22 protein-coding genes and 2 tRNA genes are annotated in these 25,219 nt (G+C 68.0%); 16 read left to right on the top strand and 8 right to left on the bottom strand.

Annotated elements, in window-relative coordinates; translation table 11 throughout:
• Window positions 1-73: 73 nt before the first annotated feature.
• The 3 genes from IT361_12775 to IT361_12765 form a co-directional block, all read right to left on the bottom strand.
• Complete coding sequence (locus IT361_12775) at window positions 74-613, bottom strand: hypothetical protein (GenBank protein MCC6318549.1); 540 nt, start codon at window positions 611-613, stop codon at window positions 74-76.
• 177 nt (window positions 614-790) lie between these two features.
• Entirely contained in the window at window positions 791-1,177 is a 387-nt protein-coding gene (locus IT361_12770; GenBank protein MCC6318548.1) for a VOC family protein, read from the bottom strand.
• 142 nt (window positions 1,178-1,319) lie between these two features.
• A complete protein-coding gene (locus IT361_12765) occupies window positions 1,320-1,958 on the bottom strand; it encodes a DUF1028 domain-containing protein (GenBank protein MCC6318547.1) in 639 nt (212 codons plus the stop codon).
• A 353-nt stretch (window positions 1,959-2,311) separates the two neighbouring features.
• Between IT361_12765 and IT361_12760 the strand changes: the two genes are divergently transcribed.
• From IT361_12760 to IT361_12725, 8 genes are all read left to right on the top strand, one after another.
• Window positions 2,312-2,704: a hypothetical protein gene (locus tag IT361_12760; protein ID MCC6318546.1), complete on the top strand. Its 393-nt coding sequence runs from the start codon at window positions 2,312-2,314 to the stop codon at window positions 2,702-2,704.
• 40 nt (window positions 2,705-2,744) lie between these two features.
• Window positions 2,745-2,933, top strand: coding sequence for a hypothetical protein (locus IT361_12755; protein MCC6318545.1), 189 nt, complete (start codon window positions 2,745-2,747; stop codon window positions 2,931-2,933).
• A gap of 48 nt (window positions 2,934-2,981) precedes the next feature.
• The gene (locus tag IT361_12750) at window positions 2,982-4,544 is read left to right on the top strand and encodes an NAD(P)H-hydrate dehydratase (protein MCC6318544.1); all 1,563 of its coding nucleotides are present in this window, start codon (window positions 2,982-2,984) and stop codon (window positions 4,542-4,544) included.
• A gap of 1 nt (window position 4,545) precedes the next feature.
• The gene (thiL, locus tag IT361_12745; protein ID MCC6318543.1) at window positions 4,546-5,496 is read left to right on the top strand and encodes a thiamine-phosphate kinase; all 951 of its coding nucleotides are present in this window, start codon (window positions 4,546-4,548) and stop codon (window positions 5,494-5,496) included.
• Window positions 5,496-6,302, top strand: coding sequence for a 1-acyl-sn-glycerol-3-phosphate acyltransferase (locus IT361_12740; protein ID MCC6318542.1), 807 nt, complete (start codon window positions 5,496-5,498; stop codon window positions 6,300-6,302). The genes thiL and IT361_12740 overlap by 1 nt, the downstream gene beginning before the upstream one ends.
• A 12-nt stretch (window positions 6,303-6,314) precedes the next feature.
• Window positions 6,315-7,595 carry a phosphopyruvate hydratase gene (eno, locus tag IT361_12735; protein ID MCC6318541.1) on the top strand — a complete coding sequence of 427 codons (1,281 nt, stop codon included), beginning with the start codon at window positions 6,315-6,317 and terminating at the stop codon, window positions 7,593-7,595.
• Entirely contained in the window at window positions 7,592-7,879 is a 288-nt protein-coding gene (locus tag IT361_12730) for a septum formation initiator family protein (GenBank protein MCC6318540.1), read from the top strand. The genes eno and IT361_12730 overlap by 4 nt, the downstream gene beginning before the upstream one ends.
• A 36-nt stretch (window positions 7,880-7,915) precedes the next feature.
• Window positions 7,916-7,989: transfer RNA gene (locus IT361_12725), tRNA-Met, on the top strand.
• 163 nt (window positions 7,990-8,152) lie between these two features.
• Here IT361_12725 and IT361_12720 read toward each other — a convergent pair.
• Together IT361_12720 and IT361_12715 are read right to left on the bottom strand one after the other, a co-directional pair.
• Window positions 8,153-8,623: a prepilin-type N-terminal cleavage/methylation domain-containing protein gene (locus IT361_12720; protein MCC6318539.1), complete on the bottom strand. Its 471-nt coding sequence runs from the start codon at window positions 8,621-8,623 to the stop codon at window positions 8,153-8,155.
• On the bottom strand, window positions 8,620-9,051 hold the full coding sequence (locus IT361_12715) for a hypothetical protein (GenBank protein ID MCC6318538.1): 432 nt from the start codon (window positions 9,049-9,051) through the stop codon (window positions 8,620-8,622). Before IT361_12715 ends, IT361_12720 begins: the two co-directional genes overlap by 4 nt.
• A gap of 153 nt (window positions 9,052-9,204) precedes the next feature.
• Between IT361_12715 and IT361_12710 the strand changes: the two genes are divergently transcribed.
• From IT361_12710 to idi, 3 genes are all read left to right on the top strand, one after another.
• Window positions 9,205-9,278, top strand: a tRNA-Met gene (locus tag IT361_12710).
• A 261-nt stretch (window positions 9,279-9,539) separates the two neighbouring features.
• Window positions 9,540-11,708 carry an Ig-like domain-containing protein gene (locus IT361_12705; GenBank protein ID MCC6318537.1) on the top strand — a complete coding sequence of 723 codons (2,169 nt, stop codon included), beginning with the start codon at window positions 9,540-9,542 and terminating at the stop codon, window positions 11,706-11,708.
• 73 nt (window positions 11,709-11,781) lie between these two features.
• Window positions 11,782-12,339, top strand: coding sequence for an isopentenyl-diphosphate Delta-isomerase (gene idi, locus IT361_12700; protein MCC6318536.1), 558 nt, complete (start codon window positions 11,782-11,784; stop codon window positions 12,337-12,339).
• A gap of 55 nt (window positions 12,340-12,394) precedes the next feature.
• Here the strand turns inward: idi and IT361_12695 are convergent, their stop codons facing one another.
• The 3 genes from IT361_12695 to IT361_12685 all read right to left on the bottom strand — a co-directional run bounded on the left by IT361_12695 (window position 12,395) and on the right by IT361_12685 (window position 17,208).
• Window positions 12,395-13,891 carry a S8 family peptidase gene (locus tag IT361_12695; GenBank protein MCC6318535.1) on the bottom strand — a complete coding sequence of 499 codons (1,497 nt, stop codon included), beginning with the start codon at window positions 13,889-13,891 and terminating at the stop codon, window positions 12,395-12,397.
• Window positions 13,892-14,014: 123 nt separating this feature from the next.
• Window positions 14,015-15,487 (bottom strand): S8 family peptidase, encoded by a 1,473-nt coding sequence (locus IT361_12690; GenBank protein ID MCC6318534.1) that lies wholly within the window; start codon window positions 15,485-15,487, stop codon window positions 14,015-14,017.
• Window positions 15,488-15,684: 197 nt separating this feature from the next.
• Window positions 15,685-17,208, bottom strand: a complete 1,524-nt coding sequence (locus IT361_12685; protein ID MCC6318533.1) for an AAA family ATPase — start codon at window positions 17,206-17,208, stop codon at window positions 15,685-15,687.
• Between the two features lie 135 nt (window positions 17,209-17,343).
• Between IT361_12685 and IT361_12680 the strand changes: the two genes are divergently transcribed.
• From IT361_12680 to IT361_12660, 5 genes are all read left to right on the top strand, one after another.
• Window positions 17,344-17,838 carry a hypothetical protein gene (locus IT361_12680; GenBank protein MCC6318532.1) on the top strand — a complete coding sequence of 165 codons (495 nt, stop codon included), beginning with the start codon at window positions 17,344-17,346 and terminating at the stop codon, window positions 17,836-17,838.
• Window positions 17,839-18,493: 655 nt separating this feature from the next.
• A complete protein-coding gene (locus IT361_12675) occupies window positions 18,494-20,782 on the top strand; it encodes a hypothetical protein (GenBank protein ID MCC6318531.1) in 2,289 nt (762 codons plus the stop codon).
• Window positions 20,779-21,792 carry a hypothetical protein gene (locus tag IT361_12670; protein ID MCC6318530.1) on the top strand — a complete coding sequence of 338 codons (1,014 nt, stop codon included), beginning with the start codon at window positions 20,779-20,781 and terminating at the stop codon, window positions 21,790-21,792. Before IT361_12675 ends, IT361_12670 begins: the two co-directional genes overlap by 4 nt.
• Window positions 21,789-24,434 carry a tetratricopeptide repeat protein gene (locus IT361_12665; GenBank protein MCC6318529.1) on the top strand — a complete coding sequence of 882 codons (2,646 nt, stop codon included), beginning with the start codon at window positions 21,789-21,791 and terminating at the stop codon, window positions 24,432-24,434. The genes IT361_12670 and IT361_12665 overlap by 4 nt, the downstream gene beginning before the upstream one ends.
• A complete protein-coding gene (locus IT361_12660) occupies window positions 24,431-25,183 on the top strand; it encodes a DUF4159 domain-containing protein (GenBank protein MCC6318528.1) in 753 nt (250 codons plus the stop codon). The genes IT361_12665 and IT361_12660 overlap by 4 nt, the downstream gene beginning before the upstream one ends.
• The last annotated feature ends 36 nt before the right edge of the window (window positions 25,184-25,219 follow it).

Raw genomic sequence — 25,219 nt, 5'->3', positions numbered from 1 at the left:
GTCGTGGCTGCTCGTCCGTTCGTCGAGGGCGAGCGTGATGTGGCGGCGCGGCGTCACCGGTCGACGGCGCCCGTCACGGCAGGACCTTCAGTTGTTCGTTGATGGCCTTGCGCAGCTGGCTCTCCAGCAGCCCGCTGCTCCCGCACTGGACCGGTGTGTTTGACGTTCCCGCGTTGTCCTGCGCGCTCGCGACCAGTGCGATCCGCAGGTCGGTGGTGTGGTCAGGCGCCGGAGCGAGCATGAGCAGGAGCGGCATGTGCACGCGATGCGAGTCTGCCCGGGGGCCGGTCATCGACTGGCCACATTCGAGGTACCGGGACAGCGCGGTGCCGGCAAGGTTGCGATTGCGCATCAACTTCACCGCACCCACCAGCCCGGCGACCGAATCACTCACGTCGATCGGGATCCGCAGGTTGTTCAGCACCAGCGAGGCGGCGACGAACACTCTGTGGGGCGGCGCCTGAACGCGCTGCACGTCGCCGATCGTGTCCATCACAATCTGCGCGCCAAAGGCCGGTAGCGCGATGCGCATCCGGGAGTTCTGCGCGGAGATCGGCCCTGCCGTCGCGAGCAGGGCCAGGCCGGCGAGCCCGAGCCACCAATGACCGTTCATGCTGCGCTCCACCGTACGGGCGGTTGAACGTCCGTCGAACCAATCCATGATTTCGCGCGGATGGCGTTCCGGCAAGGCGGCGCGGGCGACTCGTACGCACTGCGCGCCACGGTCGGGTAGTGGGTCAGTTGCCCACTACCCACGGTCGCGGTCGAAGGTCTCCAGCGACAGGCGGTATCACGCGGCGCGGACCTCGCTCATCAGGGCCAGGACGTTGCCCTCGGTGTCACGGAGAAACACCATCCACAGCTCGTGGTCCGGAAGCCTCGCGATGAGATGCGGCGTGTCAATGAACTCCGCGCCGCGCTCCTCGAGCGTTCGGAACGCGTGCTGGATGTCCGGCACCTTGTAGTAGAGCACCGACGCCGGGTGATCGAACTGGCCCGACTCGGCGGTCGAGAGCATGAGGCGGACGCCGCCACACGCGAGGAACGAGAGCGTGGGGCCGGCGTCGAACAGGTGCTGAAAGCCGAGCACGTCGCGATAGAAGGCACACGCGCGCGGCACATCGGTCGCGCGAATGGCGACCTGGCCGATGGGGCCGATCGAGAGGTCACTCGGCATCTGTCGCCTCCACGATAGTTAGCTTGGCTAACTAACCTGAGGCCCCACCGGGCGCGCCGCAAGCAGGCCTGGTCATGTGCGGCGTGCGTGTGTGCGCGACTGGCCTCCGCCGCGTCGGCCGCGCGCCAGCGCCGACTCGCCCTTACGGCCGCGGTCTCCGCTGTGCCGCGGCCTTTTCCACGAGCCGGCGCAGTTCCCGGATCGGCTCGGGGTTGTCGTCGACCTGCAGCCGAAGCACCACGTCGTTGTGCAGCCAGACTCCGCCGTCCTTCTTCACGATGAGCATGGCGGCGGATTGCATGCCGCGCGTGTCTCCACCGGCGGCCTGTCCGGCCTCGAGGGCGGCCAGCAGTCGCAGCGACAGATGCCCCTCCGTGCGCTCGAATGCTGTCACCATGTCGCGCACCACCGCCTCGCCCGCGAGGATGTTCCCCTGCGCCGAGGCAAACTTGCCGTAGGCGTGTCCGGCCCAGGCGCTGGCCCGCGGGCCCGTGTAGGTCGCGACCTCGCCCTGCGCATTCATGACCGAGAACTGGCGCCCCTCCTTGGTCCAGCGATCGGGGATCGGATCGGGGTCCGCCGTCCAAACGCGCTTGACGACATCGGCGGGCTTCACCCCTTGGCGCAGCAGGGTCAACGCCTGTGGGCCGTAGCTCACGTCCACGATGGCCTGCGTCGCGACGACGCCGACGCCGGCCTCGGCCCACAGCACGCCATTGCCGACCGAAAATACGCGCGACTGCCGCGCCACCCACCTCGCCGGTCGCCGGGTCGAAGCCAAGGATCGAAAAGGTGGCCACCGGCGGCCACGGCGTTGCCACGGTGACCTGGGCCCCGGCGGGCCTAACGACGAACGCGGAAAGGCAGAGGAGGGCCGCGAGCGCGTATCGGGCTGCTTGCATCGGCGTGGCCAGAGAGTGAGGTAGCGCCCCGGACCCGGGGATCGCTGAACCCCGGAGTCTCCCTCGGTCGCGCGGCGACGTCAAGCGCGATGCACGTGGCGCCGACACTCAGGAGATCGCAGCGCCTCGTGGGTTGTGCCGTCGTGACGGAACGCCCATCTTACCCCGCGTTCGGAGCCGGGCGGGGCGGCGGCTGGTCACTTTCTCTTCACGAAAGGAACTCGTCGAAATCGTGCCCGAACTTGCCTTTCGGGAAGGTGTGTGGGACCAGATTCGCGTGCGTGAGACCCGTTTTCACGAACGCGCGTATCTGTTTGTGCTTGCCGCCCTGGAGTTCCAGCAGTCCCGCCTGCCAGAGCGACGTCACATCAACGGCCGCGAGCTGTCCTCGGCGGTTCGGGACCTCGCCATCGAGCGCTTCGGCGTGACGGCCCGCCTGGTGCTCGAGCACTGGGGCGTCACCACCACGAGCGATGTCGGCGACATCGTGTTCACCATGGTCGAGCTGGGCCTCCTGATGAGCCAGCCGTCCGACACGCGTTCCGATTTCGCCGACGTGTTTGCCTTCGACACCGCCTTCGAATCCTCCTACCCCTGGAGCGCCGCGCACCTGAGCGGCGCGTAGGCGACTCCCCATTCCCGCGCCGGGAGGCGCGCACAACGCAATGAACGAACTCACCTCATGCATCAAGTGTGGCAAGGGCGTGCTTCTGCCACTGAGCGACTACGGACGCGATGGCGCCCCGATCACTTACAAGGCGTGGGTCTGCAGCAATCCCGAGTGCGGGTTCAACATCCGCATCGACAACGGGGAGATCTCGTTTGGCCGCACCGTCGGCCAGTCGCAGAAGTAACGCCACCACCGCCGGCCGCCCTGGCGGCCGGTCCCGCCCCGTATCGCCATGCAGGTCTCGGTCCTGACGGCCGTGCAGTCCGCGGCTCGTGACCGCCTGGAGATCGAAGCCGGAACCCCTTCGTTCGAGCTGATGCGGCGCGCAGGTCAACGCGCAGCCAACACGCTGGTCGAACGTTTCCTTCCCGAGTGTGCCCGCGGCATCTGCATCTTCGTGGGCGCTGGCAACAATGGTGGAGATGGATGGGTCATCGCCCGCGAATTTCTCGGGCGAGGCTTTCGCGTGTCCGTCGTGATCGTCGCCCCGCCGGTCACCGGCGATGCGCGCCGTGCGATGGCGGAGGTGGACCTGGCGACCCTTCAGCCCATCGTCGCACCGGGACTCGTGGTGGACGCGATCCTTGGAACCGGCGCCCGCGGCACGCCGCGGCCCGAGGTGAACGAGGCCATTGCGCAGATCGCGGCCCTGCGCGCCGGTGGGGCGCGCGTCGCGTCCATCGATGTGCCCACCGGTATCGACGCCACGACAGGACAGTGCGAAGTCGCCGTCGGCGCCGACCTCACGGTGTGCCTTGGCCACTGGAAACGTGGTGTGCTGGCCCGCCGCGACCGCACTGGTGCCCTGGTCCTCATCGACATCGGACTCCGTCGCTACGTCGACGGCAGCGATGCCGTCCACGGGTCGACCGGTCAAACCCCAGCCGTGCCCGAGGCGTTGTTCGTGGATGCGGACGCGGTCCAACACATGGTGCCGCGCATCGGCGCGCTCGATCACAAGGGCGCGCGCCGGCGTCTCCTGATCGTGGGGGGTGCCGAGGGCATGGCCGGGGCCAGCGTGCTGGCCGCACGCGCGGCCCTGCGCAGCGGCATCGGCATGATTCGCTTCTGCGCCCACCCGTCGAGTCATGTGGCGCTACAGGCCGCCTGTCCCGAAGGCGTCGTCATCCCGTGGCCAACCCGAATCGAGCACACGACCGCCGCCCTGAGCTGGCCACACGGACTCCTGATCGGGCCGGGATTCGGCGTCGACCGCGACGCCCGCGAACGCGCCGAGCGCTGGCTCGAGGCGTGGCGCGGACCGGTAGTGGTGGACGCCGACGTGTTCACCGCCTTCGCCGGAGACACGGGTACGTTGGCCTCGCTGCTGTCCGGCCGCCCCGCGGTTGCGACGCCGCACGTCGCCGAAGCCGGACGCCTGCTCGGCGTGACGACGGGCGCCGTCCTTGCCGATCCATGGCACGTCGCGGAGCAACTCGCCACCCAGCTGCAGGCAACCGTCCTGCTCAAAGGCGTGCCCACACTCGTCGCGGCTCCGGATCGCCCATGCCTGGTGGTCGCTCGCGGCACTCCAGCCCTGGGGACCGGAGGGAGTGGCGATGTGCTTGCCGGCGTCATCGCCACGCTCCTTGCGCAGGGCGTGCCCCCGCAGGAATCGGCTGCTGCCGGAGCGTTTGTGCACGGTCGTGCGGCCGAGATTGCCGGGGTAGGCCGACCCGTGCGTGGCGTTACGCTTGAGGACGTGATCCATTCGATTCCGGAGGCGTGGCGCCTCGTGCCCGATCGCCTCGGCGATCATGAGTTGGCGGTTCTCCCCCAGGTCGGCGAGGACTGACATGGCCCACCTGACGCGCACCACGACGCTGGGGCCCGGTCGCGAGTTCGACCTGATCCGCGCGATGCTCGAGATCTGGGGGCCGATGGCGGCGGGGATCGGCGATGACGCCGCCATCGTCGAGGTCCCTGCGGGCCAGCAACTGGTCGTGAGCACGGATAGTTCGGTGGAAGACGTGCACTTCCGACGGCGCTGGCTCGCCCCGGAGGAAATCGGCTACCGGGCCACGCAGGCTGCGCTGAGCGATCTGGCGGCGATGGCAGCATCTCCGCTGGGGTTCGTTGTGGCGCTTACGCTCCCGCGAGCCTGGCATGCTGAACTGCCGGCCCTCGCTTCGGGCATTGGCCAGGCCGCGCACGAAACGGGTGCGACGATCCGTGGCGGCGATTTGACCAGCGGGTCGTCGCTCTCCATTACGGTTACCGTCCTCGGTGCGGCCAGCGCGCCGCTGGGACGCGCTGGCGCTCAGCCCATGGACCAGCTGTACGTGACCGGCGCCCTGAGCGGGCCGCTGCGCGCGGTTCGCGCGTGGGAGCGCGGAACGCCACCCTCCGCATGGTGCCGCGATCGGTTTGCGCGACCGCGGGCGCGCCTGCGCGAGGCGCGATGGCTCGCTGCGCGCGGTGCCCACGCGATGATCGACATCTCCGACGGTCTGGCTTCGGAACTCGAACACCTGGCAAGCGCCGGCCGGTTCGAGCTTCGCGTTGACGTGGACCGCATACCATGTGGCGATGGCGGGTCGTGGCGCGAAGCACTCGAAAGCGGTGAGGAGTACGAACTGCTCGTGGCGATGCCACGTGAGGTCGACGTCGACGCGTTTGCGCGGACATTCGGCATCCCGATCACGGCCATCGGCCACGTGCGCCAGGCGGAGAGCGCGATGGTCGTGGCGACGCACGGTGGGGTGCGCGTTGACCTCGCCCGAGGCCACGACCACTTTTCGACGTGATGCGCACGCTGTTCACACTGCTCACGATCGCCGTGGCTACGCCGCTGCTTGGGGCGAGCGTCATCGTGGGTGCCCTGATGAGGCTCCCCGATCGTCCGGGGGGACTGTTTGACCGGGTGCCGCGCGCGTGGGCGTGGTTGATCCTCAAGGCGGCCGGCGTGCGCGTGGTGGTGCATGGCGAAGATCGGATCGCGGGTCGCGAGGCGAACGTCTTCGCCGCGAACCACGTGAGCTGGTTCGATGTGTTCGTGATGGCAGCGGCGCTGCGCCACTACAAGTTCATTGCCAAGGCGGAACTCGAGCGCATTCCGATCTTCGGGCGTGCGGTGCGCGCGGCCGGCTTCATCTTCATCGACCGGAACAATCGCAAGGCGGCCTTCGCAGGCTATGAGGCGGCCGCCGATCGGATGCGTGACGGATTCTCGGTGATCGTGTATCCCGAAGGGACACGCGGCGCGAGCTACGCGTTGCGCCCGTTCAAGAAGGGACCGTTCGTGCTCGCGATCGCCGCCGGCGCCCCGGTGGTTCCGACGATCGTCCACGGGACGCGCGAGGTGCAGGCTGCGGGGAGTTTCTTCATCCGCTCCGGCGTGGTTCATCTGCACTTTCTGGATCCAGTGCCCACGGCGGGGCTCTCCTACGACGACCGCGATCGCGTCGCCCGCCTCACGTGGGATCGCATGGCGGCGGCGATGGAGTCGTTGCACGGCGTGCGCTCGACCGCGCCGGGCCCGGCGCTCGATTCGTCCGACATCGTCCCATTGCCGCCCGACACGGCGCGGCCCCTCACCCATCAGTCCACCTGACACCCGCTCCGCATGTCATTCATCGTTGACGTTCACGCCCGCGAGATCCTCGACAGCCGCGGCAATCCGACGGTAGAGGTCGATGTCACCCTCGAGAGCGGCGCCGCGGGCCGCGCGGCCGTGCCGAGCGGCGCATCGACGGGTGAACACGAGGCGCTCGAACTCCGCGACGGCGATGCCCGGCGCTACCTTGGCAAAGGCGTCACCAGGGCGGTGCGCAACGTCATCGAGAAGATCGGACCCGCGCTGCGGGGAATGGAAGCCGCCGATCAGATCGGCGTCGACCGCCACATGATCGAACTCGACGGCACCGCCAACAAAGGTGCGCTTGGTGCGAACGCGATTCTTGGTGTCTCGATGGCGGTCGCGCGCGCTGCCGCGGTGGAGAGCGGACTCCCGTTGCATCGGTACCTGGGCGGGCCGCTCGCGCGCACGTTGCCGGTGCCACTCATGAACATTCTCAACGGCGGTGCGCACGCGTCCAACACCGTCGACTTCCAGGAGTACATGGTGGTTCCGGTCGGCGCAAAAACGTTCGCGGACGGACTCCGCATGGGCGCCGAAGTGTTTCACTCGCTCAAGAAAGTCCTCACGAAGCGCAAGCTCGCGACAAGCGTGGGAGACGAAGGTGGGTTTGCCCCCGACCTGGCGAGTGACGAAGACGCGCTGAAAGTGATCATCGAGGCGATCGAGGCGGCGGGTTTCGCGCCGGGAAAGCAGGTGGCCATCGCGCTCGACTGCGCGGCGTCGGAGCTGTTCAAGGGCGGCAAGTACACGTTCAAGAAGAGCGGCGGCGGAACCCGCGACGCCAAGGGCATGGTCGAGCTTTACGCCAAATGGCTCGAGGAATACCCGATCGTCTCGATCGAAGACGGCCTCGCCGAAGACGACTGGGATGGCTGGGCCGCGCTGACGACGGCGCTCGGCGACCGCGTACAGCTCGTCGGAGACGACTTGTTTGTCACCAACACCGAACGCCTTGCGCGCGGTATCGAGAATGGCGTGGGGAACGCGATCCTCGTCAAGGTGAACCAGATCGGCACACTCACCGAAACGCTCGAATCAATCGAGATGGCGCGCGCGGCCGGCTACCTGTCGATCATTTCGCATCGCAGCGGTGAAACCGAGGACACGTTCATCGCTGACCTGGCCGTGGGCACCGGCGCCGGACAGATCAAGACCGGAAGCGCGTCGCGCACCGATCGCGTGGCCAAATACAATCAGCTGCTTCGCATCGAGGAGCAGCTAGGCGACCTCGCCGAGTATCCGGGCGGCGCGATCTTCGGACTGTGACGCGACTCCTGGGCATCGGTGCGCTGGTCGCGGCGATTTACTTCGCCGTGCAGGGTGGGGAGTTCTCCACCGTGGACCTCTGGCGCCAGCGCGCGCGCGAGACGCTGCTGCGGCGCGCCATCGATTCCCTGCGGCATGACATCGATTCGCTCACCACATTGCGTCGGCAGTTGCAGAGCGATCCGGTCGTGCAGGAACGCGTTGCACGTGAGGTGTACGGTATGGTGCGTGGTGACAAGGAGTTGCTCTATCGGTTCGTCGATACCACGCGGTCCAAACCTTGACTTCGAGAGGGCGCCCGGTAGATTCCGCGCTCCTGACGCGGGGTGGAGCAGCCTGGTAGCTCGTCGGGCTCATAACCCGAAGGTCGCGGGTTCAAATCCCGCCCCCGCTACTCAAGTTCGTCACAATCAAGCAGCCGGCGATGCAGATCGCCGGCTGCTTTTTGCTTCCCTTGCGACTGGAGCGAAACGGCATACGCCGCTTCTTCTTGAGCCCTGCCGCGCTCGATGAGGATGTCGCGCTACGGATCCTCGAACCGGGGCGTTCGCTGCGGATCACGAGATGCCGCCAAGGCCCTCGTACACGAACGTCGTCTTGGTCCCTGACGCGAAATGCGGCAGTCCGCCGGTGCCCATCTTGAGGATCTCCACGGCGAGCACGGGGTCCGTCGTGTCCACGGCCAGACCGACGACGTTGTTCCCCGGGTCCGTCGAGCCCGGAGCTCCGCCCGGCCACATCTCGTAGTCGAGCACGTAGCCGGCGCGCGCGAAGTCGAAGTTCTGCGGCAGGTACTGCGCGAGGCCCGTAGGCACCTGACCGACACCGGTCTCCGTCGGCCAGGCACCGCGATCCTGTCGGAAGTTGAGCACGGCGTCGCGCACGACCCGCACGTCAGCCAATGCGGAACGTGCCTGCGCCTTCTTCCGGATGTGGTTGTACCTCGGCAACGCGATCCGGACCAACAGGCCAAGGACGATGATGACGGTGAGCAGCTCGACGAACGAGAAACCGCGGCGAGGCTTCACGGGACGATCCCTCGGGTCTGCGCGGAGTCGCTTCCGGGAGCGACCGGCGCCGCGTCGCCACTCCGGAACGTGAGCTGGCTGGAATCGACGGAGAGCCGCAGCTCGAACGTGTCACCAGCGGTGGAGTACATCATGGACGGCTCCGAGACACCGGCGTCGAGGAGAGTGGTGGGCAGGCGGTGATACTGCTGGCGAAATGACTCGACGCGGCGCGAGGCGAGCAGGAGCGTCAGGCGGGCGCTCGTTGCCCGGCGCTCAGCAGTCGGCACGCCAACGTCGTCCCCCGGACGTGGAACGGGTACGACCCAGGTGGCCACGCACAGCGCGACCCCAACGGCCTGAATCACCCGGCGTCGTCGTGGGTCGACAACGCGTTGCGCCCGCTCCCGCTCCCGTTCCTTTCGCTTTTCCTCCGCGAACTCGCTCACCAGCGACTGCACCACGTGTTCCGTGCGCGGGGCTGGGGAGTTTGCGGACCGAGACTCCGGGGGATGCATTGGGTGGAGCGAGGTGCGACGGGTGTGCGGGACTAGGCCTGACGGGAGAAGCTGACTAATGTTCGACTCCCCTCGGGGGCGTTTGGCTGGGTAGCTCAGGTGGTTAGAGCACGGCACTCATAATGCCGGGGTCGTGGGTTCGAGTCCCACCCCAGCTATTATCGGGCGCTGCGACAGGAACTGTTGCGGCGCCCCTGTTGTTCGCGGCTCGAACGTGACCGGGGACTAGACGATCATCATCGCACGGCATTTCGAAGCGCTTGTCGTGCCGCGGGCCGTGGCTCAGGCAGGCGTATCGAATAGCCGATACTGCCAGCGATCGGGTCGCGAGAATGGCTGGGGTAGGCTCGATGGCCCCGTGTCGATCGGGTGCGATGCGAGTCACACGTTTTCCGTATCGCCGTCCTGAACCGCGCCTCGTGATCGCTTCCGCACTCACCCGCTGGCTACGGCGCCGCGCCATTCCGCTGGCATGGCTCGGCGTGGTCGCGTGCTCGGGCGACGGTCCGACGCCGCCACCTTCCGTGGCGCGCATCGAACTGAGCACGACCATGCTCGCGCTACGGGTGGGTGGGTCACAGCCCGTGCAAGCGCGCGCCCTTGACGCGCGAGGCAATGTGCTGCCTGGGGTCGCCGTTGCCTGGCAATCGTCCGACGCCACGGTGGCCGGCGTCAGCGCGAGTGGCGTGGTGACGGCGGTCGGCGCTGGTCAGGCGGTGATCAGCGCAAGCGCCGGCACCACCACCGCGATCATTGCAGTCGATGTCGCGCTCGTTCCGGTCTCCCGCATCGTGTTCTCGGGAAGCGTGGCCGAGCTGCTTCTGGGCCGCCAGTCGACGTTCAGGATCACCGCGCTGGACTCGCTCGGCGCCGAGGCCGCGGGCTGGACGCGCACGTGGAGCACGGACGATCCCTCGATTGCAACGGTTGACGCCACCGGCCGCGTGACGGCGCTGCGCGCGGGGTCGACCACCATACGCGTGCGCGTGGACACGCTCACCGCATCCCAGACGTTGCGGGTTGCGGGTGCTCTGGACCTCGCCGTGACCGGACTCTCGTTCGTGCAGGTCGTGCAGAACGATTCGAACACGGTACCCATCATTCGCAACGGCGGCCTGCCCGTGGCCGTGAACGTCTACCTCACGGCGGACGCCGCGATTGCGCCAGACGCGTGGGTGCGGGTGCGGTGCGGTGAGGGGGCAGCGGTGCGCTGGGAAGACAGTGCGCGCGTCGACGCGGCGCTGCCGTCGATCGCGACCGGCGACGCGCCCGCCGCGCAGCTGGTGATGCCCAACGCGCGGCTGACTCCGACCTTCCAGTGTCATGCCGAGGTCGACGCGGAGCAGTTGGTCCCTGATACGCTGCGGGCCAACAATCGCTTTCCGCGCACGGGGGCGAGTCCGGTCATCACGCTCGACGTGCCGCCGCTGGAGGTCACCTTCGTGCCCGTCGTGCTCGCCGGCGACGGCGGAACGATCGGCAACGTGACCGCGGCGAACCTCGATCAGTACCTCATCACCGCGAGGCAACTGCTCCCGCTGGGCCGCATCAACGCGCGCGTCGGGCAACCCTTCACCACCAACACGGTGTTCGCGAACGGCGGTGATGCCGCGTGGCGCTCGATGCTGCGTGAGCTGGAAGGGAAGCGCGTCGTTGATGGTTTTCGCGGTCACTACTACGGCGTGGTGCGACCCGGCGCCGGCGTCACCAACGTGACGTTTGGTGGATTCGGCTTCATCTCGGGTTGGACGGCGCTCAGCATCCAGGTCGGGTGGTTCAATCGAGAACCTCAGGCGCGGGAGACTGTCGCCCACGAGCTGGGGCACAACTTCGGCCGACCGCATGCACCCTGCGGAAACCCTGCGGGTCCCGATCCCTTGTTCCCGTACGTGGACGCCCAGATCGGTGCACACGGCTGGGACGTGTATTCGGGCGCGCTTGCGGGGGGCAGGGTGCGAGCGATCGGGGGTGATGCCCGCGATCTGATGAGCTATTGCCGCCCGATCTGGATCAGCGACTACACGTACCGCCGCATGATTGCCGGGCGTCAGGCCCTCGCCGGTGCGCTCGCCGTGCCCGCCGGTCCGGCGCTGCTGGTACGCGGTGAACTTGGCCGCAACGAAGCGCTGATCGACCCGCTCTTCCGCCTGGAATCGGTGCCGACACCCCAGCCGAGGCCGCCAGCCGCGGAGAGTATCGTCATCGAAGTGATCGATGCGCGCGGCGTGGTCGTGGGCACACAGCGCGCGGCGCTCCTGCAGCCAGACCACGGTGGGCCCCCGTCGTTTGTCGCCGTCGTGCCGGTGAACGCTGGCAATGAAGCGCTTCGTGTGCGCGTGGCGGCGCGCGGCCTCACCGCGGAGCGACGAATCGACGCCGGCGGCGCGCCCGTGGTGCGCATGGAGCGCGACCAACGCGGCACGCATGTTCGCTGGGACGCGCGCGAGGCCTCGCACGTGCTGGTGCGCGACGGGAGTACTGGCGAACTGTTGGCCTTCGGTCAGGGCGGTCGCCTCGACCTGCCGGCAGCCCCGCGCCGCCTGCAGCTGGCGTTCAGCAATGGCGGCAGCACCAGCGTGGTTCGTTGACCCACATTGCCTCGGCGCGTGATGCCTGAAGCAACGGACGCGCTCGCGGTGATCCTCGTCGACCGGGCGTGCGATGTCTGACCCAACGGAAGCGCTCGAGGTCATCCTCGTGGACGCGGACGATCGCCCGATCGGGGTGTGCGAAAAGCTCGACGCGCACCGACGTGGATTGCTTCATCGCGCCGTCTCGGTGTTTGCCTTCGCACCGGACGGTCGCCTGCTCGTGCAGCAGCGCGCTCGCGCGAAGTATCACTCGGGTGGCCAGTGGTCCAATACGGCGTGCACGCACCCGCGCATCGGAGAGTCGCTCGAAGGCGCCGCGCGTCGTGGCGCGCGCGAGGAACTCGGAATCGAGCTGCACGCGCTGCAGCATGCGTGGTCGTTCACCTATCGCGCGACGGTTGGCGATGGCCTGGTCGAACACGAGCTCGACCATGTATTCATCGCCGAAGTTCGGGACGCAGCGCGTCCGGCGCTCGGCGAGGTCGAGGCCGTGGACTTCGTCTCGCTGGAGGCCGTGATCGAGGCGGCCGTGCAGCACCCGGAATCCTGGACGCCCTGGTTTCGGCTGCTGATCCGCGACGTCGCGGCGTGGCGTGCGATCGCATCTCGTGCGGCACCGGGGGCGTAAGACGAAGCGGCCGCCCAGTGTGTGGGCGGCCGTTCGAAACAGATGTAAAGCGTGTTCAGGGAATGGCGATCCGTTTGATCACGGCGTGCGAGAGGCCGCCCTTGTCAGTGGCCGTCAGCGTAACGTCGAAGGTGTCCGGGTACTCGCCCGACGAGATGAAATACACGGCGATCGAGCCGGTCTTGGCCGGTCGGCCGACCGTGTTCGACCACGCGAAGGTGAGGTTCGCCGTCCCGCCGTCATCTGTCGATGCCGCTGCGTCGAGCACGCACTTGCTGGTGCGCGTGGTCTTCACGCACGAGATCGTGAAGTTCGCAACGGGCGCGGCGTTCGTGGGCGGCGGAGGCGGAGGAGGAGGCGGCGGTGACCCACCGCCCTTGATCGCCTGCACCTGCAGCAGCCGATTAGGCGTTCCCACCGGCAGCTTGCCCACCTGACCGGAGACCGTAAGCGCGAGCAGAGCGCTCGCGACCGTGGCCGGGGACGCGCCTGGGTTGGCGCTCAGGTAGAGCGCGGCCGCGCCCGCCACGTGTGGACTCGCCATCGAGGTGCCCGTGGCCAGCGTCGTCGCGGTCGCGCTCCAATTCCAGGCCGAGCGGATGTCGACACCGGGCGCGTAGAGGTCGACGCACGCACCGGAGTTGGAAAAGACGGCGTGGTTGCCCTTGAGGTTCAAGGCAGCCACCGTGAGCGCCGCGGGCGTGCTCGCCGGCGACTCGGAGCACGCGTTGACCGCGCTGTTCCCCGCGGCGACAGCGGTGGTGACACCGGCGCTGATCAGCGCGTTGGTGGCCTGGTTGATGGCCGCGCTGTACGAGCCACCGAGGCTGATGTTGGCGACGGCGGGTGCGACCCGATGGCTGGCCACCCAGTTGATGCCGGAGATGACCTGGGCGTCGGTGCCGTTCCCCGTGCAGTCGATGACGCGCACGGGATGCAGCGTTGCCTGACGAGCGACGCCGTAGCTCGTACCGCCCGCGGTGCCGGCGACGTGCGTACCGTGGCCGTGGCAGTCGTTGGCGTTGCCACCCGGGGTGATGGCGTCGAACCCATTGCCCAGCCGACCGGTGAACTCGGTATGTGTCAGGAAGATGCCGGTATCGATGATGTAGATGTGGACGCCGGCGCCGGAGTTTGGCGCGTTGAAGGAACTGTTCAGCGGGAACGCCGGCTGATCGATGCGATCGAGGCCCCACGACAGGGCTGTTGCGTTGGTGCGAACGACGAGATTGGGCTCGACGAACCGGACGTGGCGGTTGGCGCGAACGCGCCGCAAGGCATCGGGGCCGCCGCGGAACGCAAACCCGTGCAGGGCGTCGCTCCACTTGGCCATGATGGCGGCGCCTTCCTGCGTGGCTTCGGTCGAGGCGCCGGCCACGTCGGGGGTGCGGTCGTCCATGACAGCGATGTATTCGCCGGGGACGATGGTGGTGGTGAGGTCACCCACTGGCTGGAGCAGGGGTGCGAGTCGAGCGGGACCAGCAGGGGCCACCGCGTCGGCGCACGCACCGAGGGCGACCATGGCGCCAAGCGCCAGGACTGTCGTCTTCAACAAGGACTCCAAGTGGTGGTCGAGCGCCGGAGAGGGGGCGCGGCGCCCGGGTCAAGGCGGGCATGGCAATGGGCGGCCCGGAGACCGGACCGCCCATTGCCTGCGTCGAATCGACGCGTGTGACTACGGGATGGTCACCGTCTTGGTCACGGAGTGCGTCAGGTTCCCCGAATCCTTCGCCGTCAGTGTGACGTCGAAGGAATTCGCGTAGTGCACGGAAGTGAGGTAGCTGACCTTGGTGCCGGTCTTGGCGGGGCGGCCGACCGTATTGGTCCACGTGAACGTAAGGTTGCCGAAGCCACCGTCATCCGTCGAGGGCGCCGCGTTCAGCGTGCACTTGTGCGGATTGGTCGTCACGCAGGTGATGGTGAAGTCGGCGACCGGCGGCTTGTTGTTGGGGGGCGGATTGCCGCCGATGAAGCTGATGTTGAGCAGGCGGTTGGGGCTGCCAGTGCCCGGGTTCGTGATCTTGTTGAGCGTGGCGCCGCCCTTGAGAGCGGCGTCGACCTGAGCCGGCGTAGCGCTCGGGTTTGCGCTCAGGTAGAGCGCGCCGGCGCCGGCCACGTGCGGCGTGGCCATCGAAGTACCGGAGATCGTATTGGTCGCGTTGTTGCCGCCGATCCATGCCGAGGTGATGTTGCTGCCCGGCGCGAAGATGTCGGTGCAGGTGCCGAAGTTGGAGAAGCTGGAGCGGGCGTCGGTGTTGGTGCTGGAGTTCACCGTCGTCGCGGTCGGCTCGCTGGCCGGGGAGTAGTTGCAGGCATTGGCCGAGCTGTTGCCGGACGCGACCGCCGTAAAGACGCCCGCGGCCACGAGGCCGGCCGTGGCCTGGTTCACCGCTGTATTGAGGCTGCCGCCGAGGGACATGTTGGCGACGGCCGGGAGAACACGGTTGGCGGCCACCCAGTTGATGCCGCTGATGACCTGCTGCCACGTGCCGGAGCCCGAGCAGTCGAGCACGCGTACGGCGTGCAGCGTGACGCCCTTGGCGACGCCGTAGGCCGTGCCGCCGATGGTGCCGGAGACGTGCGTGCCGTGCCCGTGGCAGTCATTCGCGGTGCCGCCCGGCGTAATGGCGTCGAACCGGCTGGTGGTGCTCACTCGGCCGCCGAAGTCGTTGTGCGAGCCCATGATGCCGGTGTCGATCGTGTACGCGTGCACGTTCGACGCGGTGTTGGGGTACGTGTAGCTGTTGTTGAGCGGAAGGTTCGCCTGGTCGATGCGGTCCAGGCCCCATGAAGGCGTGGGCGACTGCGTGGCGACGATCGTCGCCCGACCGTTGGGCTCCACCGACTTCACGCGCGGGTCGGCGCGCACGAGGCGCACCTGCTCGGCGTTCCCGCGGAACGCGTAACCCTTGAGGGCCTTCTCCCATCGGGCGATCACGTTGGCTCCGGAGGCCGCGGCCGCACCTGCCACATCCGCGACGTTGTCGTTCAGCACCACGATGTACTCACCGGGTACCAGCTGGGCCGTGAGGTCACCCGAGGGCTCGATGTACGGGGCCAGCCGACTCGGTCCTACCGGCGCCGCGCCGTCCGAACAGGCAGCGGCCACCAGGCCCAGCGTTGCAAGCTGTGCGATCTTTTTCACCACGACGCCTCCGAAGGGGGGGATCTCCAACACGGGGTCCACCGCCTAACGACTCGCGGCAGGGTGCCCGGGAATGCGCCACGAAAGTAGGAACGACGGGCGATTCTGTCCACAGGGAGTTCGCGCAGATGCACCACCGAGCATTCATCTGCGCACCCGATGACTGAAAATGCGACCTGCATCACACTCCGGCGCTGCGGTCAGGCCACACTCCGTGCCCGTGACACGGGACCATCGGCGTTCACCGTGCGCTCACTCGCCCATTCGCGCAGCGCGGCGAGGCGCTCCGCCATGGTCTCGGACAGCGGTCGCGTGGTCCCCAATTCCGCACGGAGGAGGTCGCTCGACAACGGTGCGCCTCGCGCAAACGCCTCGAACAGCGCGGAGACGATGACCTGCTCGACTTCGGCGCCGCTGAATCCGCTGGACGACCTGGCCAGCGCTGCCAGGTCGAACGCGCCTGGGTCCTGCCGCCGCCGCCGGAGGTGCAGCTCGAACAGCGCCCTCCGCGCGTCCACGTTAGGCAGATCCACGAAGAATACCTCGTCGAACCGACCCTTTCGGATGAACTCCGGCGGGAGCCTGGTCACGTCATTGCTCGTGGCGACCACGAACACGTCCCCCCGTCGCTCCTGGAGCCACGACAGGAAACCGCCGAGGACACGCTGCGACACGCCACCATCCTGGTCCCCTGAGGAGGCGAACGCCTTTTCCAGCTCGTCAATCCAGAGCACGATGGGCGCCATGCGCTCCGCCGTGGCGAGCGCCCGCCGGAAGTTCTTCTCCGTATCGCCCACGTACTTGTTGAACAGCGCGCCCGGGTCCAGCCGCAGCAGGGGTAGCTGCCACTCATGCGCCACGGCCTTGGCCGACAGGCTCTTGCCGCATCCGGGAACCCCCGTGAGCAAGATGCCCTTGGGAAACGGCAGGCCAAAGGCGGCGGCGCGATCGGGGTTGGACACACTTGCCCTTCGCTTGCCCAGCCAGCGCTTGAGCCCGTCCAGGCCAGCAACCTGTGACAACCCCTCGCCCGTCGTCCAGTACTCGAGCAACCCGTCCTGCTCGACGGCCTGACGCTTGGCGATGGCGATGCGCGCGATATCCGCCTCGCTCAAGACGCCGTCAGCCATAAGGAGGCGCGTAAGGATCTTCTCGGCCTCGATGAGAGACAATCCGAACAGGTTGTGGAGCAGACGGGCACGTGACTCGTGCTCGAGCTCAACGCGCACCGGCATGCGCGCGGTGTGCTCGCGAATCACGCGTTCGAGGAGATCGCGGTACTCCTCCGCGCTGGGAGCCGGCAGGCGAACCACAATGGCATGTTGGCGCAGCGACTCCGGGAGTCGCACGTCCCGGCCGGAAATCACCAAAGCCCCTCGCCGCATGCGGAACCGCTCCAGGACCTCGTGAACCCACGCCACCACCTCGGGCGCATCGAGAAAGGCACCAAGGAGCGGGAGATGAAACAGGCCGGACCCCTCTCGCTCGATGTGGCGGAGCGCGTCTATGGGGGCGGCCGTTTCGTCAATCATGGGCGCCCCCACGCCGGTGCCGCGGGAGACTCCACGGCTCCGCGACCATTCGTGATGGTGCAGGGAGAGTCGAGCGGCGACGTGGCGCACTGCCTCGGCGGCGCGATCGATCTCCCAGGTGTCGATGACCACCAGGGCGTACCTGGATCGTACCAACAGTTCGAGCTCTTCTATGAAGCCAGGAAAGTCCATCGTCGGGATCAAAGGGTCCCAAGAATGACGGCTCCCCAGAGCCTCAGTCACGGCTCCCTGGCCCAGCCAGGGCGCTTTCGCCAGTACCGTGACCGGCCTAGACTTCCCGTCCCCGGATCCCGCCTTGGCGGTCTCATGCCTCGTTCCAAGTACACGCCGATCACGTCGGACAACCCCATCATCGCCGGCCCCAGAGCCGTGGCGGATCGCCTTTACCGCGCCGCCGCGGAGTGCGTTCGCCAGCGGCAGCGATACGGCGCGCTGGTCGAGGCGGGGACCGCCGAGGAGGAGCAGCGAGCCGCGCTCAAGGTCGCCAGCCTGTGCGATACGCTCCTGCAGGAGACCATTGAGGCCTACGAGAAGGCGCCGATCAATGGGGCTTCCAAGGAAGAGGAGTGGTATCGCAAGGCCATTACCTTGTGGCAGGCCAGCCGGGACTACGAGCGGCGACATACGGCGACGGACGCCTCCACGCGGCGTGTTGGCTCGGCGAGCCCGGCGGAACTCAAGTCCCTGGCCATGGAGTACGACCTCGAAGCCTCTGCCTTGCTCGCCCTGCAGCACGCGCTTTCGGCGTATCGAAAGCAGGCGGGCGACGCGCACATCGACGTCGCGTCGCGCCTCGGTTAACACTTCAGGCAAGGCAGCGTCAGACTCGCCGCGCACCCGCACACCGGGGCGCGGCGATCTGTTTCAAGCCACCGCGGCGCCGAACGAGGGTCGGCGGCGCGCGCTGTCGGGTATCAGGGTCGTTGACGCCGTGTCAACATCGCCGCGGCATGGCGGCCCACAACGTGTGACCGGGCATGGGTAGCAAGCCGAGCGAGACGCCAACCTCGATCCTTCTCTCGTGTCCCGCCGATGAGTCGGCCTGCGGGATCCTGAGCCGGGATCGATCGGGGGAGGCGGGACGGATTCATCGGGATCGCTTCCGGGGGGACGGTCCCGGTATCACCATCAACGGAGATGACGTGCCAACAGCTTCCGTTTGCGGTGCGAGGGTCGCCGATCCGTCGTGGCTGAGGTCGCGCGCCTACCTCGACGGGTGATGGCCCCCGGGCGGCCGATCGCGGGCCGGTCCCGGACGCCTAACGACGAGCGCCCGGGCCCCTCCGGCTCGGGTGGGGGATCCACAACGCCGATCGCGCGCCTCGTCCCTGCCGTGGGGCGCCGGCCGTGCCTCGGCGACACCTTGGCGAAGCGACAACTCGCGTCTCGGCCGCGACCGACGCACCATACGCGACGTCGTCAGCCCACGAGCCACCCACGGCGCGGGAGTTGAAGGTTGGAGGGTCTGGTCGAGTTCCTGCTGAAGTACCGTCCTGCCGCGTTCGCCCGCGGGAGCCTGGCGTTTGCTCCGCCGATTCCGGTGTGGATCGTCTGGCTCCTCGTGGCCGCCGTCGCGGCGATGGCCGTGGCGCAATATGCCCGCCGAGCCGAGTTCCTGAGTCGCAGCGACCGCGTGATCCTGGGGGCCCTGCGAATCGTCGCGGTGGCCGCGCTCGGGTTTTCACTCGCCCGGCCGGTGCTGGTCATCGCGGAAAGCGTCGCCCAGCGCAACATCGTCGCGGTGCTGATCGACGACTCGCGCAGCATGCGGATCGCGGACGTCGATGGGGCGCCGCGCTCCACGGTGGTCAATCGGCTCGTGGGCTCAGCGGATTCGAGCCTGCTGAAGGCCCTGGCGCCTCGCTATCAGACCCGGGTGTACCGCGTTTCATCGTCGGGGCGAGTGAGCGACCCCGCCGCCCTCGCCTACGATGGCACTCGCACGCGGCTGATGGGGTCGATGCTTCGTGTGCAGGACGAACTCGCGGGCGCCCCGCTCGCCGGCATCGTCGTGCTGTCCGATGGCGCCGATAACTCCACGACCTCCGGCTCCGGCGCGGGTCTCACCGAGCAGATGCTGACGCTGCGGTCGCGTGGCGTTCCCGTCTACGCCGTGGGGATCGGATCGCCCCGCTTCGAGCGCGATGTGGAGATCGCGCGGATCGACGCGCCGCGGAGCGTGCTCAAGAACTCAACGGTGCTCCTGAACGTGGTGGTGGTGCAGCGAGGCCTGGGAGGCACGGCGCTGCCGGTGGTGGTGGAGGATTCCGGGCGCATCGTGGGGTCGGCGACGGTCACCATGCCTAAAGACGGCGAGGCGGTGCAGGTGCGTGTCCGGGTTCCGGCGACCGAAACGGGCGCGCGCCTGCTCCGCGTCCACGTGCCGGTTCAATCCGGCGAGATGGTGAAGGAGAACAACGAGCGGCGCACGTTGCTCGTGGTGCGCGATCGCAAGGAGAAGATCCTGTACCTCGAAGGGGAGCCGCGATTCGAACTGTCCTTTGCGCGTCGCGCCGTGAGCGGGGACCCCAACGTGCAGCTCGTGTCGCTGCTGCGCTCGGCGAAGGACAAGTTCCTGCGGCTTGGTGTGGACGATTCGCTGGAACTCGCGGCCGGCTTTCCCACGACGCGAGACGCGTTGTTTGCGTACCGTGGCATCGTGCTTGGCAGCATCGAGGCGAGCTTCTTCACGGCCGATCAGCTGCGCATGCTGTCGGACTTCGTGAGCGAGCGCGGGGGCGGGCTGCTCTTTCTTGGAGGGCGTTCGTCCTTCACCGAAGGCGGCTACGCCGGGACGCCGCTCTCCGACGCGTTTCCGTTCGAACTCGGCCTCGGCACGCCCGACACGCTGGCGCGCGAGATTCGGGCGCGACCAACACCGCTTGGCTCGCTGCACCCGGCCCTGCAGATCGGGCCTAACGACTCGGTGATGGCGGCGGTCTGGGACTCACTTCCACCGCTCACCACCGTCAACACGCTGCTGCGGACCAAGCCTGGCGCGACCGTGCTGCTCAACGGCCTGATGGCCGACGGCCGCACGACGCGGCCCCTGCTCGCGGTGCAGCGATTCGGGCGCGGGCGCGTGCTCGGCCTCGCGGCCCAGGACACGTGGCTCTGGCAGATGCACGCCTCGGTGGCGGTCAGTGACTCGACGCACGAAACGCTCTGGCGGCAGATGCTGTGCTGGTTGGTGAGCGATGTTCCCGATCGCGTGGAGGTCGCCGTGCCCGAGGAATCGGGGCCCGGCGAGGCGGTGCGCGTGGAGGCGCTCGTGAGTGACAAGGCCTTCCTCCGATCGAACGGAGCGTCGGTGAGCGGCGATGTCGCCGGCCCCGGTGGCACGACGTCCCACATGGCGTTCGACTGGATGGTGGACCGCGACGGCGAGTACAGCGCGTCGTTCGTGCCGGATCGACAGGGGGTGCACGAGGTGACGCTGCGGTCGGTCGCCAGGGGCGATACCACGGCCAGCCGCGCGGGCTACGTCAGGGTCGCAGAACCGACGGACGAGCACTTCGGCGCCGAACTGCGTGCGACCCTGCTGCGGCAGGTGGCCTCGGAGACTGGCGGAGGCTACTACACGCCGGCCACGGCGGGCGACATCGCACGCGATATCGTCTACAGCCCAAGCGGATCCACGGTCGTGAAACAGAACGACCTGTGGGACATGCCGCTCGTCCTCATCCTGCTGCTGCTGGCCCTTGGGGGCGAGTGGGTGCTGCGGCGGAGGCGCGGGCTCGCATGATGCGGCTGACGATGCTGCTGACGGCCGTGCTCGGGCTGAGCGTTGGACAGGAACCCGGCGCGCTCGTGCGGGAACAGCCGCTGGCGCGCACGTGGTTCGTGGTGGTGTCCGGCGTGAGCGGTGAGAAGCGATTTGCCGACAGTTTTGCCCAGTGGGGAACACTCCTCGTGAATGCTGCGGGCGCCCGATTCGGCATCCCCGACTCGATGACGTACTACCTCGCCGAGGATTCGACGCGCGATGCTCGCCGGATCAGGGGTCGCTCATCGAAAGCCACGATCGAGGCCACGCTGCAGCGCATTGTGGCGACGGCGCGAGAGGGCGACCGGCTGTTCGTGGTATTGCTCGGGCACGGGAGCGCGCAGGGGCAGGAGGTGCGCTTCAACCTGCCCGGGCCCGATATGACGCCCGGTGACTTCGCACGCATCCTCGGGCCGAGTCTGGCCACCATTGCCTTCATCAATACCGCGAGCGCGAGTGGTGACTTCGTGAAGGCGCTGAGCGGTCCTCGGCGTGTGGTGATCACGGCGACCAGGAGTGCGCGCGAGCAGAACGAGACGTTCTTCCCCGGCCATTTCGTGCGTGCGCTGACCAGTGACGCGGGTGACACCGACAAGGACGGCCGCGTCTCGCTGCTCGAAGCGTTCACGTTCGCTCGGCGGGAAGTGGAGAAGCGCTTCGAGAGCAGCGGACTTCTGGCCACAGAACATCCGTTGCTCGATGACGACGGCGACGGAACGGGGCACGCGGATGCCGGCGACAAGGGCCCGGACGGACGACTCGCGAGGTCGATGCACCTGGCGCCACTTGGCGGCGCCGCGCTCGCGGCCGACCCGCGCGCGGCCCCGCTCGTCGCGAAGCGGAGTGCCATCGAGGCCCGCATCGACGCCCTGCGTGGCCGCCGCACCGAAATGACCGAAGACGCGTACCAGAAGGCTCTCGAACCGTTGCTGGTCGAACTCGCGGAGACGACGCGCGCCATTCGGGCGCTGGAGCCCCGCAAGCCATGATGCGCTCGCTGCGGATCGCTTGTGCCTTGCTGCCCGGCGCTGTGCTCGCGCCTCTGGCCGCGTGCGGCCAGGAAGGTGCGGGGTCGCCTGCGCTCGCATCAGCGTCGGCGCTCTACCGCACGGGCAAATATGCCGACGCGATCGAGGCCGCTCAGCAGCGCCTCGCCGCCGACAGCGGAGATGCGGTCGCTGCGGTCACCCTGCTCCGTGCGCTGGTCGACGTCGGTCGCGTGGACGAGGCGGTGCAGGTGGGCGCTCGCTTGAGCGCACGCGCCGCACTGGCGCCTCGCGTGGGCCTGCCAGGTGGCTACGCGCTCAAGGCACGTGGACGGCTGGCGGAGGCCGAGCGCGCGTTTCAGTCCGCCTTCCAGGGGCCCGACTCCCTGCTCGCGCGCTATGAGGTCGCGCTGCTCGCATTCGAGCGCGGCGAACATGCCGCGGCCGAGCAGCAGTTCGACCGCTTCATTGACATCTATAACGCGCACCGGGCCACGCTCACCGGTTCGGACCTGCGAGCCGTGGCGATGGCGTGTCGCATGCTTGGGCGCAACGACCCGCAACTTTTCAAGGACGCGCTGCGCGCGTTTGACGAGGCCAACGCGCGCGACACGCTGGAACTCGAAGGGCTCGTCCAGCTCGGCGAGATGTTCCTCGACAAGTTCAATGGCCAGGACGCGCAGCAGGCGATCGACGCCGTCCTGGCCGTGAACCCGAACCACCCTCGCGCCCTCCTGGCCAAGGCCGAGCTCATGGCGTTTGACGGCCGCGGCAACGGGGCGGAGCTGGTGGCGCGGAGTCTCGCGGTGAATGGGCAATCGCCCGAAGCACGTGCGCGCGCCGCGATGCAGCTGATCGATGTGGAGCGCTACGCTGATGCGAGCGACGAGGCGCGCAAGGGACTCGTCGTCGACTCCACGGCCCCCGCGCCCCTCATCGTCCTCGCCGCCGCACGCTATCTCGCGGGCGACCGCGCCGGCCACCAGGCCGCCCTCGAGCGCGCGCACGGTCGGCTCGTCGGCTCGGCCGACGCCGAGGTGGTACTGGCGGACGTTGCGGCACGCAATCGGTTGTATCGCGAGGCGACGATCTTTGCCCGGGCCGGCGTCGATCGGGATCCGAAGTCGGCGCGCGCACTGGCCCTGCTCGGCATCAACCAGATGCGGCTCGGCCAGGTGAGCGAAGGCGGCGCCACGCTCCAGCGCGCGTTTGCGCTGGATCCGTACGACGTGTGGGTAAAGAACACGCTCGACCTCATCGACACGTTCAAGGACTACACGGAGGTCAAGACGCCGCGGTTCGTCCTCGCGGTCGAGACCCGGGATGCCCCGATTCTCGAACTCTTCGTCGGGCCCTTGGCCGAGATGGCGTACGACTCGCTGTCGGCGCGCTATGGCTACCGGCCGGCGACGCCCGTACGCGTCGAGCTCTTTCGGAGTCACGCGGACTTCTCGGTGCGTACCGTTGGCCTCGCCGGGCTCGGCGCACTGGGTGTGAGCTTCGGCAGCGTCGTCGCGATGGACTCACCCGCCGCGCGCAAGGTGGGAGAGTTCAACTGGGGATCCACGCTGTGGCACGAACTGGCGCACACGGTGACGCTCGGGGCCACGGACAACCGGATCCCGCGCTGGCTGTCCGAGGGGCTCTCTGTTCACGAGGAGCGGCGGGCGCGCGCGGGGTGGGGCAGTGACGTGTCGCCATCACTGATCGCGGCGTACAAGGGAGGCCTGCTGCAGCCGGTCTCGCGGCTGAACGACGGCTTCATGCGCCCGCGCTTCGCGATGGAGGTGCCGCTTTCGTACTCGCTGGCGTCTTACGTGTGCGAGATGATCGAACAGACGCACGGGATCGCGGGCATTCGTCGGTTGCTCGAGGGGTACAAGCAGGGTCGCACCAGCGCCGAGGCCTTCAGCGCGGTGGTGGGCACGAACGCGGAAGAGTTCGACCGACGATTCGATACCTGGTTCCGGCAGCGCTTTGCGGCGGAGTTCCGCGCGGTGGAGGGCAAGTCGGCCCCGGGTGGACAAGCCCGCCGCGCCATCGACGAAGAGGGTGTGCCGTGGGAGGGGCCGCTCGCGGAGACCATGCGGAGCGCCGCGCGCGCGGCGGCTGACGACAAAATGGACGAGGCGATCACCTACCTCACGACAGCCAAGCGTCTCTTTCCCGGGTGGGCCGACGAGGGAAGCGCATACCACATGTTGGCTTCGATCCAGCTCAAGCGGGGCGATACGGCTCAGGCGATCGCCGAACTGTCGGCGATCAGTGATCGCAACGAGTCGGCCTTTGCCGAGAACCTGCAGCTCGCGCGACTCCGTCGGGCGACGGGTGACGCGCGTGGGGCCCTGGCCGCCCTCGAGCGGAGCGTGTTCATCACGCCGTTCGACGTGTCGGTGCACGACTCGCTCGCCGTGCTGGCGGGGGCCACGCAGCAGCACCAGGTCGCGATCCGGTCGCGACGCGCCATCGTAGCCCTGCAGCCCTCGGATCGTGCGGGCGCGCTCTACCAGCTGGCGGTGGCGTACGCGGCCGCCGGTGATGTGGCGTCGGCACGGCGCGAGGTCCTGCGCGCGCTCGATCTTGCGCCAAACTACGAAAAGGCCCAGGAACTGCTGCTCACTCTCCGCAAGCCGGAGGCACCATGATGACCAGGCGTTGGCTTCGCATCGGGATCGTGCTTGCCGTGGTCCTGCCCCTTACCCTGGCGGCGCAGCGGCGCTTTCGCGGGTCGCCGGGCAACAACCCGAACCCCAACGTCACCTACGACGGGCGATTCACGTTCGTGCGCGTACGCTTCGAGCCACTGGGCGGTTCGTGGGACCTCAAGTGGGACCACGACTATCCGCGGGCCGAGTCGCACTTCATGAAGATCCTGCAGGAAGTCACCGGGGTGCGGCCGCGCATGGATGGCAGCAACATCCTGCCGTTCGACGATCCGGAGCTCTTCAAGTACCCCGTGGCCTACGTGTCGGAGCCCGGCTTCTGGACGATGTCGCCGACCGAACTGCAGGGCGTGCGCGACTACGTGGCCAAGGGCGGCTTCATCATCTTCGACGATTTTGCCGGAGAGCACTGGTACAACTTCGAGGCCCGGTGGCGCGAGGCGTTCCCGTCGCTCAAGATCGTGCCGCTCGAACTCGGGAACCAGATCTTCGACTCCTTCTTCCACATCGAGTCGCTGGAGATGACCCACCCCATGCAGGGCGTGCCCTCCCAGTTCCTCGGTGCCTACGAGGACAACGATCCGACCAAACGCCTGGTGATGATTGCCAACTACAACAACGACATCGGCGACTACATGGAGTTTTCGGACGAAGGCTTCCTGCCGATTTCGCTGACCAACGAGGCGTACAAGCTGGCCGTGAACTACGTGATCTACGCGATGACCCACTGACCCCGAGAGACGAGTGAACACCACCACACAGGACGG

Source organism: Gemmatimonadaceae bacterium, from assembly GCA_020846935.1.
Classification (GTDB): Bacteria; Gemmatimonadota; Gemmatimonadetes; order Gemmatimonadales; family Gemmatimonadaceae; genus RBC101.
This window is presented reverse-complemented; position numbering and strand designations above follow the sequence as displayed.

Bases quoted from the DNA above. Each gene is read 5' to 3' on its own strand.
- IT361_12775 (MCC6318549.1), bottom strand. From the start codon at position 613: ATGAACGGTCATTGGTGGCTCGGGCTCGCCGGCCTGGCCCTGCTCGCG.
- IT361_12770 (MCC6318548.1), bottom strand. From the start codon at position 1,177: ATGCCGAGTGACCTCTCGATCGGCCCCATCGGCCAGGTCGCCATTCGC.
- IT361_12755 (MCC6318545.1), top strand. From the start codon at position 2,745: ATGAACGAACTCACCTCATGCATCAAGTGTGGCAAGGGCGTGCTTCTG.
- IT361_12750 (MCC6318544.1), top strand. From the start codon at position 2,982: ATGCAGGTCTCGGTCCTGACGGCCGTGCAGTCCGCGGCTCGTGACCGC.
- thiL (MCC6318543.1), top strand. From the start codon at position 4,546: ATGGCCCACCTGACGCGCACCACGACGCTGGGGCCCGGTCGCGAGTTC.
- IT361_12740 (MCC6318542.1), top strand. From the start codon at position 5,496: ATGCGCACGCTGTTCACACTGCTCACGATCGCCGTGGCTACGCCGCTG.
- eno (MCC6318541.1), top strand. From the start codon at position 6,315: ATGTCATTCATCGTTGACGTTCACGCCCGCGAGATCCTCGACAGCCGC.
- idi (MCC6318536.1), top strand. From the start codon at position 11,782: ATGTCTGACCCAACGGAAGCGCTCGAGGTCATCCTCGTGGACGCGGAC.
- IT361_12685 (MCC6318533.1), bottom strand. From the start codon at position 17,208: ATGGACTTTCCTGGCTTCATAGAAGAGCTCGAACTGTTGGTACGATCC.
- IT361_12680 (MCC6318532.1), top strand. From the start codon at position 17,344: ATGCCTCGTTCCAAGTACACGCCGATCACGTCGGACAACCCCATCATC.
- IT361_12670 (MCC6318530.1), top strand. From the start codon at position 20,779: ATGATGCGGCTGACGATGCTGCTGACGGCCGTGCTCGGGCTGAGCGTT.
- IT361_12665 (MCC6318529.1), top strand. From the start codon at position 21,789: ATGATGCGCTCGCTGCGGATCGCTTGTGCCTTGCTGCCCGGCGCTGTG.
- IT361_12660 (MCC6318528.1), top strand. From the start codon at position 24,431: ATGATGACCAGGCGTTGGCTTCGCATCGGGATCGTGCTTGCCGTGGTC.